This window comes from Kistimonas scapharcae, from assembly GCF_039540975.1.
In the GTDB taxonomy this organism is placed as follows: Bacteria; Pseudomonadota; Gammaproteobacteria; order Pseudomonadales; family Endozoicomonadaceae; genus Kistimonas; species Kistimonas scapharcae.
In genome coordinates, this window is sequence record NZ_BAABFL010000108.1 from 24446 (window position 1) to 36222 (window position 11777).

10 protein-coding genes are annotated in these 11777 nt (G+C 52.9%); 7 read left to right on the forward strand and 3 right to left on the reverse strand.

Annotated features, from left to right (window positions below; all coding sequences use genetic code 11):
* Positions 1-63: 63 nt before the first annotated feature.
* The 5 genes from coaBC to slmA all read left to right on the forward strand — a co-directional run bounded on the left by coaBC (position 64) and on the right by slmA (position 6341).
* On the forward strand, positions 64-1329 hold the full coding sequence (gene coaBC, locus ABD892_RS06190; protein ID WP_345194552.1) for a bifunctional phosphopantothenoylcysteine decarboxylase/phosphopantothenate--cysteine ligase CoaBC: 1266 nt from the start codon (positions 64-66) through the stop codon (positions 1327-1329).
* On the forward strand, positions 1301-1756 hold the full coding sequence (gene dut / locus ABD892_RS06195) for a dUTP diphosphatase (protein WP_345194553.1): 456 nt from the start codon (positions 1301-1303) through the stop codon (positions 1754-1756). Before coaBC ends, dut begins: the two co-directional genes overlap by 29 nt.
* 74 nt (positions 1757-1830) lie before the next feature.
* The gene (locus tag ABD892_RS06200) at positions 1831-4557 is read left to right on the forward strand and encodes a phosphomannomutase/phosphoglucomutase (RefSeq protein WP_345194554.1); all 2727 of its coding nucleotides are present in this window, start codon (positions 1831-1833) and stop codon (positions 4555-4557) included.
* A 195-nt stretch (positions 4558-4752) separates the two neighbouring features.
* Positions 4753-5706, forward strand: a complete 954-nt coding sequence (gene argB, locus ABD892_RS06205) for an acetylglutamate kinase (protein ID WP_345194555.1) — start codon at positions 4753-4755, stop codon at positions 5704-5706.
* A 20-nt stretch (positions 5707-5726) separates the two neighbouring features.
* Positions 5727-6341, forward strand: coding sequence for a nucleoid occlusion factor SlmA (gene slmA / locus ABD892_RS06210; RefSeq protein ID WP_345194556.1), 615 nt, complete (start codon positions 5727-5729; stop codon positions 6339-6341).
* 61 nt (positions 6342-6402) lie between these two features.
* Here the strand turns inward: slmA and ABD892_RS06215 are convergent, their stop codons facing one another.
* Together ABD892_RS06215 and pyrE are read right to left on the reverse strand one after the other, a co-directional pair.
* On the reverse strand, positions 6403-7428 hold the full coding sequence (locus ABD892_RS06215; RefSeq protein WP_345194557.1) for a hypothetical protein: 1026 nt from the start codon (positions 7426-7428) through the stop codon (positions 6403-6405).
* A 14-nt stretch (positions 7429-7442) separates the two neighbouring features.
* Complete coding sequence (gene pyrE, locus ABD892_RS06220) at positions 7443-8090, reverse strand: orotate phosphoribosyltransferase (RefSeq protein ID WP_345194559.1); 648 nt, start codon at positions 8088-8090, stop codon at positions 7443-7445.
* A 282-nt stretch (positions 8091-8372) separates the two neighbouring features.
* Between pyrE and ABD892_RS06225 the strand changes: the two genes are divergently transcribed.
* Positions 8373-9893: a hypothetical protein gene (locus ABD892_RS06225; RefSeq protein ID WP_345194560.1), complete on the forward strand. Its 1521-nt coding sequence runs from the start codon at positions 8373-8375 to the stop codon at positions 9891-9893.
* A gap of 185 nt (positions 9894-10078) precedes the next feature.
* Here ABD892_RS06225 and ABD892_RS06230 read toward each other — a convergent pair whose 3' ends face one another.
* The gene (locus tag ABD892_RS06230) at positions 10079-10522 is read right to left on the reverse strand and encodes a M14 family metallopeptidase (protein WP_345194561.1); all 444 of its coding nucleotides are present in this window, start codon (positions 10520-10522) and stop codon (positions 10079-10081) included.
* A gap of 25 nt (positions 10523-10547) precedes the next feature.
* On the opposite strand from ABD892_RS06230, the gene ABD892_RS06235 reads away from it, so the two are divergent.
* A protein-coding gene (locus tag ABD892_RS06235; RefSeq protein ID WP_345194562.1) for an IS3 family transposase occupies positions 10548-11740 on the forward strand; the annotation gives its coding sequence in 2 pieces (ribosomal slippage) (positions 10548-10856 and positions 10859-11740; 1191 coding nt in all).
* The last annotated feature ends 37 nt before the right edge of the window (positions 11741-11777 follow it).

Here is an 11777-nt window from a genome sequence, read left to right on the forward strand (position 1 = left end):
CATGGTTTAACACAGCCGGCATGCTTATAATGGCCGTTTGACTCAAACCAAGCAGTTACACGAATGCAGCGGCTGAACAAGAAGCGAATCCTCGTCGGTATCACCGGCGGCATCGCCGCCTACAAGACGGCGGAACTGGTCAGACACCTGCGCAAGCTGGGTGCCGAGGTCCACGTGGTTATGACCCGCGCGGCCTGCGAATTCATTACTCCCCTGACACTGCAGGCGCTGTCCGGCAATGCAGTGCATACCGACCTGCTGGACCCGAAAGCGGAAGCCGGCATGGGCCACATCGAGCTGGCCCGCTGGGCGGATGTCATCCTGGTGGCACCGGCGACCGCTGATTTCATGGCGCGCCTGGCTAATGGCCATGGTGACGACCTGCTCACCACCCTTTGCCTGGCGACCAACGCACCGTTATGCCTTGCACCGGCGATGAACCAGGGCATGTGGAATGACAGCGCCACCCGCAACAACCGCCAGGTTCTGGAAGACCGTGGCATTACCCAGTTCGGCCCTGCCGAAGGCTCACAGGCCTGTGGCGAAACCGGTCCCGGCCGGATGCTGGAACCCATGGAATTGATTGAGCATCTTGCCGGGATGTTCAAACAGGAAACACTGACCGGCCGTCGCGTCATCATCACTGCCGGCCCAACCCGTGAGGCGATCGATCCCGTTCGCTACATTTCCAACCACAGTTCCGGCAAGATGGGGTATGCCCTCGCCGAAGCGGCCGTGGAAGCCGGTGCGGATGTCACGCTGATCAGCGGCCCCGTTAACCGTGAGACGCCGGATCGCGTCACCCGGATTGATGTCACCAGCGCCCGCGATATGCACCGTGCGGTCCATGAATCCATCGAGGGTTGCGATATTTTCATCAGTACCGCAGCCGTCGCCGATTACCGCCCCGATACCGAAGCCAACAACAAGATCAAGAAAGACCCCGACGCCGCAGACGAAACCCTGCAGCTGACACTGGTTCGTAATCCTGACATCGTCGCCTCTGTCGCCGCCCTGGAACAGAAACCCTTTGTTGTGGGCTTTGCCGCAGAAACCTGCGACGTGATCAGTTACGCTACCGACAAACTGCACCGGAAAAAGCTGGACCTGATTGTCGCCAATGATGTCAGTGACAGCAGTATCGGTTTCAACAGCGATGACAATGCCGTCACCGTCATCGGTCCGGACTTTGAGGATACGCTGCCACAGACATCGAAGCGCCAGGTCGCCCGGCAGCTTCTGGATATCCTGGCCCAGCGCTATCACGACTGGTCAGAGAACAACAGCACACGAGAGAACCATGCACAGACTGAAAGCCCGAATTCTTGATTCCCGCCTCGGCAGTGAGTTTCCGCTGCCGGCCTATGCGACCGATGGCTCCGCTGGCATCGACCTGCGCGCCTGTCTGGACGAGCCCCTGACACTGGAACCCGGACAGACAGAACTGCTGCCCACCGGCCTGGCCATTCATATTGGCGATCCGGCCCTGGCGGCCATGATCCTGCCCCGCTCCGGCCTGGGTCATAAGCACGGCATTGTCCTGGGCAACCTGGTCGGCCTGATTGACTCTGACTACCAGGGTCAGCTGATGGTTTCCTGCTGGAACCGCGGCAATACCACTTTCACCGTGCAACCCGGTGAGCGGATTGCCCAGCTGGTGCTGGTTCCAGTGGTTCAGGCGGATTTTGAGATTGTGGAATCCTTTGAGGAAAGCGATCGCGGCGAGGGCGGTTTCGGCCACTCCGGTCGCCACTGACGCCAACCGGCCCTGCCGCCAAGATGGCGGGGTCGAACATTTTCAATAATAAAAACAGATACCGGGACAATGCAGTGAAAGGCCTCTTTGGGAAAGCGCGCGCCAGCAATCGACGTTCTCACTCCGCTTCCGACACACCGGAATCCCAGCCGCTCAGCTATCCCACCACGTTGATAGCGATCGGAATCCTGCTCTTGCTTGGATTGTTTTTAGCACTTTACGTCTGGCAGACGCACGTCGAAGCACGCTCTACAGCAGAACAACAGGCCAACCAGTTTGGGCAACATATGGCCGACGTTCTCAGTCGGGAACTCCGGTTGATGCAAGACAGCACAGACCGTCTAGCCGCACTGTCGCCCGTTGCAGAAGCATTTCAGTCACAGGATACAGCCCAGTTAGCCGATCTCCGCAGCCTGCTGCGCGGCAGTCTGCCTGATGCCATCGACCTGCAGCTAAATCCAGCTAACCAACCTATCGGACAAGACGCCAGCTTTGCCGCCCGAGAGATGATTCGCCGCTCCCTGCGTGGGCAAACCGTGACACCAGAAGCTGCCCGCACTAACCAGCAGTGGGTCATCAATACCGTTAGTCCGATTACCATCAATAATGAAAGCCTTGGCACCCTGCTGGTTGCCTACGACTTGCAACGCCTGCAAAACGCTCTGATGATCAACGATGCCACCAGCGGACAGTGGCGGCTCGTGCAAACCATTGATGGGCCGGTACAGGAGTTATTCCGCTTCGGCACCGCTCCGGCGTCGGATTCGCCAATGCTTGAGTACACATTGGCGCAGGCCGGTTGGAAACTGACCTTTCAGCCATCACCGTACTGGATGACATCGCTTCAGCCATCCCTTGTTTTCCTCTTGATTGCACTGGGCGCCATTTTCGTAGTTCCCGTGTTGCTGGATCGCTTCTGGCGTAGCCAGAATCATCGCCTGATGGGGGACAGCTATCTTCTGAAAACCCTGATCAGCGATATCAATGACGGAAGAAATCCGCAAATTGGCGGCTATAAAGTCGCGATGTTCCGCGAAATTGCACAAAACATACTGAATACAGCCACCACCTCAAAAATCGATCAATACCGGCAGGCATCCACAACACCGCTTGCATCGCCCCCCACTCCTGAAGTCTACTATGACCCACTGGCCGAACCTCAGACACACCAGACAACGGTTACTGTCGAGCAACCGTCCAGCACGCAACCACTGCCGCTCAAAGAGGACATTACCGATGTATCTGATGATCCGTTTGCAGCGCCCCTGTTTCAGGACAATGATTTGCTGGAACTGAGCCTTGCAGACCATGAATCACCGGATACACTCAGCACTCCAACTGATGGCATGACAACCGGCGAAGAACCTTCTCCCGTTAGCAACACTGAGCAACCTGACACCGTGACCGCGCCAACACCTCATCCTGCGACCGCTGTCCCTGCCTCCATATTCCGCGCCTATGACATTCGCGGCGTAGTCGGCGACGAGCTGACACCCGACACAGTCGAATTGCTGGGCCGCGCCATCGGCACAGAGGCCAAGGCCCGGGGCGAAACCACCCTCATTGTTGGCATGGACGGCCGCCTGTCCAGCCCGGCCCTGCGTGATCAGCTGATTGCCGGCATCACGGGCAGCAGCTGTGATGTCATTACCATTGGCACAGTCCCAACTCCGGTTCTCTATTACGCCACCCATGAGCTGGGCGCCCGTTCCGGTGTGATGATTACCGGCAGCCATAATCCGCCCCGATATAATGGTTTCAAGATTGTTCTGGCCGGAGAAACCCTGGCCAATGAAGCGATCCAGGGGCTTTACCAGCGCATCACCAGTCAGGCGCTGAATACTGGCGAAGGACAGGTCACTGAACACAACATACTGGCCGACTATCACCAGCGTATTCTGGACGACATCATCATCCAACGGCCACTGAAGGTCGTGATTGACTGCGGTAACGGTGTGGCCGGTGTCATAGCGCCAGAGCTTTTTGAAGCACTGGGCTGCGAAGTGATTCCGCTCTATTGCGATGTTGACGGCAACTTCCCCAACCATCACCCGGATCCTGGAAATCCGGACAACCTGCAGGATATTGTCGCCAAAATCACCGAAACGGGTGCAGATCTCGGCCTGGCATTCGATGGCGATGGTGACCGGGTTGGCTTAGTCACCAACAAAGGCCGCATCATTTTCCCGGATCGCCTGCTGATGCTGCTGGCCAAGGATATCGTGACCCGCAACCCCGGTTGTGATGTGATATACGACGTTAAATGTACCCGTCGACTAAACAGCCTGATCAGTAACTATGGCGGTCGTCCTGTCATGTGGAAAACCGGCCATTCCCTGATCAAGGCCAAGATGAAGGAAACCGGCGCCCTGCTGGCGGGCGAAATGAGCGGCCACATATTCCTGAAAGAACGCTGGTATGGTTTTGATGACGGTATCTACAGTGCGGCACGCCTGGTCGAAATCCTGTCCGCCCAAACGCTGAGTGCCGACGAAGTTTTCAACAGTTTTCCGGACAGCGTCAATACCCCCGAGATCAACATCCAGGTGACAGACGAGAACAAATTCTCCCTGATCGAACAGTTCGCCAGCAAGGGGCAGTTCAAGGAAGGCAATGTGATCACCATCGACGGTGTACGGGTCGAGTTCCCCTGGGGCTGGGGGCTGGTGCGAGCCTCCAATACCACACCCGTACTGGTATTGCGGTTCGAGGCTGATGACAACCAGCACCTGGACCAGATCAAAACCCTGTTCCGCGAACAACTGAAAGCCGTGGACAATACCCTGCCGGTCAATTTCTGACCGGTACTGGCGGAGCGACAATTCCGTATCGGAAGCAGCGCCAAAAAAGGCTATAAATAGCCGACTACAGGCATGGTCTGTTTTCTGATGCACCTGGCAGGGATGCACATAAAACAAGCGCTATAGTTCACGCTGGAGCTGCCAGTCAGCCGCATTGAATGCGCAACTAACAGTCATGACCACCGGGAAAACCTTATGAGCCACACCGAGGACAGCACTATCCAGATCGCCAGCGTACTGACGGAAGCCCTGCCCTACCTGCAGCGCTTTGCCGGCAAGACCTTTGTGATCAAATATGGCGGTAATGCCATGGAGAACGAATCCCTTCAAAACGGTTTCGCCCGGGATATTGTCCTTTTGAAAGCCATTGGCATTAACCCGGTCGTGGTGCATGGCGGCGGGCCCCAGATCGGTGACCTGCTCAAGCGACTCAAGATCCAGTCCCGTTTTGTTGACGGCATGCGCGTGACGGACAGTGAAACCATGGATGTTGTCCAGATGGTGCTCGGCGGCCTGGTTAACAAGGAAATTGTCAGCCTGATCAACCGCAATGGTGGCAAGGCCATCGGCCTGACCGGCAAGGACGGGAATTTCATCAAAGCCCGACAGCTGAAGATCCATCGGCAGACACCGGAAATGCAGGCGCGGGAAATCATCGATATCGGTCTTGTTGGCGAAGTGGAAGCCATCAATACCGACATTATCCAGATGCTGAAAAATTCAGACTTCATTCCAGTTATTGCCCCGATCGGCGTTGATCAACACGGGAAATCCTATAACATCAATGCCGATCTCGTTGCCGGCAAAGTCGCCGAGGTCCTGAACGCGGAAAAGCTGATCCTCCTGACCAACACCCCCGGCGTACTGAATCAACAGGGTGAACTGCTGACCGGGCTGACCGTCAACCGGGTCAATAGCCTGATTGCTGATGGAACCATCCATGGCGGCATGCTGCCCAAGATTCGCTGTGCCCTGGATGCCGTCAAGAACGGCGCCCGCAGTGCACATATCATTGACGGCCGCGTCAAACATGCCGTACTGCTGGAAATCTTTACCGAACGCGGCGTCGGCAGCCTGATTACCAACCACCACGAGGAGATACCGCAACCATCACGACTTGCTGATGAGTGCTGTGTATCTGTCGAATAACGCTCAAGATCGCATACCCAATGGAAAAGGCACGCAATACCTCCCGTAAAGAGCCTCGCAAGGAATCACGCAAGGAGCAGATACTCCAGGCCCTTGCCCATATGCTGGAAACCAGTCCGGGTGAGCGTATCACTACGTCTCGTCTGGCGCAGGAAGTCGGTGTCTCGGAAGCGGCGCTTTACCGGCACTTTCCGAGCAAGGCCAAGATGTTCGAGGGCTTGATTGAGTTTATCGAGGAAGCGATCTTCACTCGCATCACGCTGATCATCAAGGAAGAGCAATCAGCTCAGGATTGCTGCCGGAAGTTCCTGACCCTGCTGCTGGCATTCTGCGAGAAGAACCCGGGCCTGACCCGCATCCTGAACGGTGACGCGCTGGCCGGTGAAACCGAGCGGTTGCGAGTACGTGTGATTCAACTGTTCGACCGCCTGGAAACCCAGCTTCGACAGGTATTGCGTGATGCTGAAATCCATCAAGGCCTTCGCACCCAAATGACCCAGCAGGAGACCGCCAACCTGCTACTGGCAACAGCGGAAGGAAGAATCAGTCAGTATGTGCGCAGCGGTTTCAAACGCAAGCCAACCGACAGCTGGAATGACCAGTGGGAATGCCTGAGCCTGGCGATTTTTCGCTAATACAAAAAAGGGGCAACCAACTGGTTCAGGCCTGGCTGCCCCTTTTCGTTAAACCACAAAACTACTGGCGACTCAGCTGAACCACCTGATCGTCCAGCCTGACCAGAAGGTCATCGTTCTCCAGTCGATCCAGCACCTGGTAACGCTCTTCACGCCCGACCGGGGATGTCTGCAGGGAACCGTCATCCAACCGCTGCTCCCTGCGATGGTAAACCACCACGATACGATTTCTACGATCCAGCGACCAGCGCCCCAGCAACTGCTCTTCCTGATCCAGCTGCGCTTTCATTAACAGGAAGGCGCCATCATCCCTGGCATGCCAATAGCTAACGCCAGCCTCACCGGTATTGACCGGCTGCCAGCGTCCGACCAGGTCCTGTGAAGTCAGGACCAATTCACGGTTACGTTCGATGCCTGCCATGATTCCCAGCATCTGCCGGACAAGCTCCCGCTTTTCACCGTAACGCCCAGCCAGCAAGCCTTTTTCCTGTTCAAGCCTGGCTATTTTGTCCCGATGATGCACCACCTGCGCATCGATTCCCGAAAGCTCCTGCAGCAAACCCTCTGGCACGTTTCGACCTGATCGCTCAATGGCCGCCGCACGGGTTTCCTTACCTTCCCGCTGGACACGCAGGCGCTGAATACTGCCCTGCTCAATGGCAATCTGGGCATCCATCTCAGCCAACTGGCGAGCCTCAGCACGATCAACACCATCGACACTGCCGTACATCTTGAGCAACTCGCGCCCTTCCTGCTCCCGACGCTCACGGGCGATCTTTGCCTGCTGCTCTTGCAACTGCTGCCGCTCTCTTGCCAGCAGTGCGTCACCGGCCAACTCCGGCTCAATGACCTCAAGCACTTTTCCCCTGCTATCAATAACCTCATACCCTGAACGGGCATAGTGCAAGGGCACCTGTGTCGATATCACCAGCTGACCATTTTCGTCGTTATAGCGATACAGCCGTATATCCGCAGACAAACCAGCAGACATGCAAAGACTCAAAAGGCATCCCATACCCAAAGCTCGGTAACCACCAGACAGAGAGCCTGTTCCCGTTTTACGTACTGTCAGCCTGCCTGCGTTCATAGTCAGTCTTTTACTCAGTCATCAATGCCGTACTGGCTGCGATACGCTTCGATTGCACCTGCATATTGCTGCAATTTATCGTCTTCCTTAATAAACTCCAGCACCTGGCGCAAAGTCACAATACTGGCCACCGGCACATTGAAATCCTGCTCGACCTGCTGGATGGCTGACAGTTCACCCTGCCCGCGCTCTTGGCGATCCAGCGCAATCAGAACCACACCAGGTTTCGCACCGGCCTGATCAATAATTGCCATCACCTCGCGAATAGCCGTACCCGCCGTAATGACATCATCAATAATGGCAATACGGCCTTCCAGAGGCGCCCCGACCAGATTGCCACCTTCACCATGATCCTTGGCCTCTTTACGGTTGAAACACCAGGGCACATCCATGCCATGATGATCCGCCAGCGCTACCGCTGTCGTCGATGCAAGGGGTATGCCCTTGTAAGCCGGTCCGAACAGGACATCAAACTCAACACCGGCATCCACCAGCGCCTGTGCATAAAAACGGCCTAGCTTAGCCAATGCCAAGCCGGTCTTGAACAAGCCTGCGTTAAAGAAATAGGGCGACTTGCGGCCGGATTTCAGGGTGAACTCGCCAAAACGTAACACATCATGCTCAATGGCGAAGCGAATAAATTCACGCTGATAGTCTTTCATAACCTTTCCAGACAGTACTTTAAACAATGCCGACATTCTATCATCCAACCGTGCCCTTTACATCAACACAACTTGACCGTCCTCATTAAAGGGCCAAGAGCTTGAAACAAATAACAATAAACAGAAAGCTAAAAACATAAACAACAACACTTTCCAAAAATATATAACTAAATCAAAAAACATAACAACAAGTTTGTTATTCATTTAAATGAACCAAAAAATCGCCAAATTGCCATAACCCTGTAACTCAAGACTCAACCACATTATTTAGAGGAATCAAAAATGCTGACACCTATTCACCCGCATCAGCAAACAGCTTCTGAAATAAAACCACAAATAGTACCTGAACAAGTGGAAATTGAAATAAATCCATTATCTATACAAAACAACAGACTATTAAACGAGCAGCTTAGTACTCTTGCAAACTCAATACCGGCTATTGCAAAACATTTAAATGAAAGAGGCATTAATACCACTGAAACCAAGATAGAAAAAACAAAAGAGCTAATTCACGCCATCAATAACTTTATCTCAAACCTTCCTGATTCTGAGCAGGACACCGTAATAGGGAAATTTGACGCTATTTTTGCAAATAGCAACGATGATCCTAATGATGAAGAGTTCCAACAAATACGAGAGGCTTTTACCAATCAACTCAAAGACCATCACTTTTCTCTTTCGCCGGAACCACCTGCAACACTCCTTCACCGCGTCCTTACAATTGCTACCTTTCTTGCGCCATCGATCAAGTTTCTGGCATACACATGGGATGTTAGCGCCCCCCTTCTAACACGAATCGTTAGCGGTCTAATAACAGCTGCAAGCGGCCTTGCTTTTTCCACTCTATCAATCAACGCCATCGCAGAGCTCCCCACCAGCTTTAGCTTTATACGAAACGCATCGCCCTCAGAAATTTGCCAAGGCATACTTGGCATTCTATTACTTCTTGCAGCAGCAACTAGCGATGGAGTAAGAACGGGTTACGAGGCCTCCTTAACTCTTGGAAAGCCTGCTGCCTTTTTGGGCGCACTGGAATTTATTTCTGTAGGAATATTGGGCTATGCAGGTTTGCTTAGTGCCAAAAAACTTGTTCGCAGCATAAAAGCCGCACCCAGCGTGCGACAAAAGCTCGCCAGATCAGCTCCACTCATTATAACGATCCCATCGGGTATTTTTTTCGCCGGCGGTGCAGAACAATGGACAAACAACCTTCCTTGGTACCGGTCTAACTGCGTTATTGACCATGTGATAAAAATGGGCGCCATGTCAGCACACATCGTGACACAAACAGCATGTGAAGCAGAAGGCATGCTCGAAAAAGCAACTCAGGTAATATCGCTTTCCAAATCCTGTAAAAACAAACAAACTGGCGGCTCCATAACAAAAAGATGTACCGACATATGTGGACTAACCTCAAATTTTCTCATTGGTTTCTTTGTTTCTTTAATCGGGGTATCCGCAATTTATGTTGTTGCTAAGTACCAATACACCCTAGGGGAAGACGCCAAGAATTATGAACCTGCATTGGGCAAAAATGACACCTATTATGGAACATGCAAACGATGGGCAGCCTTTGATGGTACAGCAAATCAATGGCTGCTCTTTTCAAATATTTTTATGGTATTGCTAGCCCTTGATAATGCACTGTCCGGCATGCGAAAAGTCGCCGGGGCGTTTTCTTACAGCCCCTGTTGCCGCCAACATTCATCCGCATCAGATCAGGTTCTAGCCTCGCGTGCGATTGAAGCAAGACCACAACCCCAAAGAGAATCTGCAGAGCCCATACAAACAACATATTTGTAATTGTCTTTGAACCTCCCCCGTTTTAGTGGACATCAAAACCACTAGATCGGAGGCTGCCATGCCCGCCTATAAGACAGGTAAGAAAACACGNTATGTGTGTGCTCGCATCACAGTGTAGTGGTGTAAATCAAGCTGCTTTTTATTGGCAGATTACAGCCACATGCACAGAGATTATTGATGCGGCTTTATTTAGATGCCAGTCGTGATTGATAGGTCTCCAGAATCGTTGTCAGAAAATGGCGTTGGGCTTCAATACGTTTCTCCAGTTTCCACCCGGTGGGAGTTTCCAGGGTAAAGGCGTGGTCGGTGTAATACTCAAACAGGTAGCCTTCCAGGGAGGTCGGTTCGTTTAATTCGGCATGGCCTGTTGTGTCTGGTGAGAAAGCGATAACGCCACCGTCACAAATATCATCGTAGATTTTGTCCCAGGGGCAGACCTCTATATGTTCAGGAAGGGAGTCTGTCAGTAACCGGCCGATGGGTTGTGAGGGTGATCTGCAGCTTTCATAGAGCCAGGCGCCCTTTGGGGCATCCTCTGGAGAATAGATGTCATCCTGGTAATAAGGGAGCGATTCATGCATATCAACCGTTACGAGGTAGCGTTGAACCTCCCCCGTTTTAGTGGACATCAAAACCACTAGATCGGAGGCTGCCATGCCCGCCTATAAGACAGGTAAGAAAACACGTCAGTACAGCAATGAATTCAAAGTGGGTGCTGTACTGATGTCCTGTAAACCTGACAGGTTAATCAGGGATGTTGCACAATCGCTGGACATCCATCCCTTTATGTTGTCCCGTTGGCGCAAGGAATACTTCGAGGGCAAGCTTGTGGCAGATAAGCGTAAGATACCGACTGATCTCAAAGCCATTGAACGACCTGAACAGCCACCTGAACCTGATCGCCTGAAACAACTTGAACGGGAAAATGAGGCACTCCGTATGGAGAACGATTTCCTAAAAAAGTGGCAACGATTTCTTGCGGAACAACGGCGGAAAGGTTCTCGTTCATAAACGTCCATGGTCAACGCTTTGGCATTGTCTGGTTATGTAGGCGTCTTCAGGTTTCACCCAGTGGCTTCTATGCCTGGCGTAACAGAGCACCTTGCCAAAGAGTCCACAGGGATGCCTTTCTCAAGCAGCGTATTGCTGCATTGTTTGAGAGACATCGAGGGGTGTACGGCAGCCCACGTATTCATCAGGCACTACGTAAGGAAGGTATATTCATAAGCCGGAAACGTGTTGAACGTTTGATGAAAGAAGAGGGGCTAAGAGGTCGATGCGTCCGTGTTTATCGCCGGGCGCCTGGGCTGCATCGATTTTATCGGAACATTGCCAATATCAGGAAAGATCTGCCTAAACCAACAGCCCCCAATCAACACTGGGCGGCTGATGTCACCTATATCCGGGTTAAGGGGAAATGGCAGTATCTCGCTGCGATACTGGACCTGTACTCTCGCCGTATTGTGGGCTGGTCACTCGCTGGCCGCAGAACGGTTGAGTTAACCAGAGCCTCTCTCATGATGGCTATTCGTAACCGAAAGCCACCTGAAGGGCTGGTATTCCACACGGATCGCGGCATTGAATACCGAGCGCATGAGATACAGGACATACACAAACGCTATGGCATCATTCCCAGCATGAATCGCCCGGGACAATGTACTGACAACGCAGAGATGGAATCCTTCTTTCACTCGCTTAAAGCGGAACTGATAAAAGGCAGTCACTTTTATGGTGAGATGCATTTGCGAGATTGCATAGCGGGATACATCCAACACTTTTATAATCGGACTCGACTGCACTCGAGCCTTAATTATCAATCACCGGTAGAATACGAGGCTGCAGTTTAGCTGTAGACAGGTGTCCATTTTATCGGGGGAAGATCAC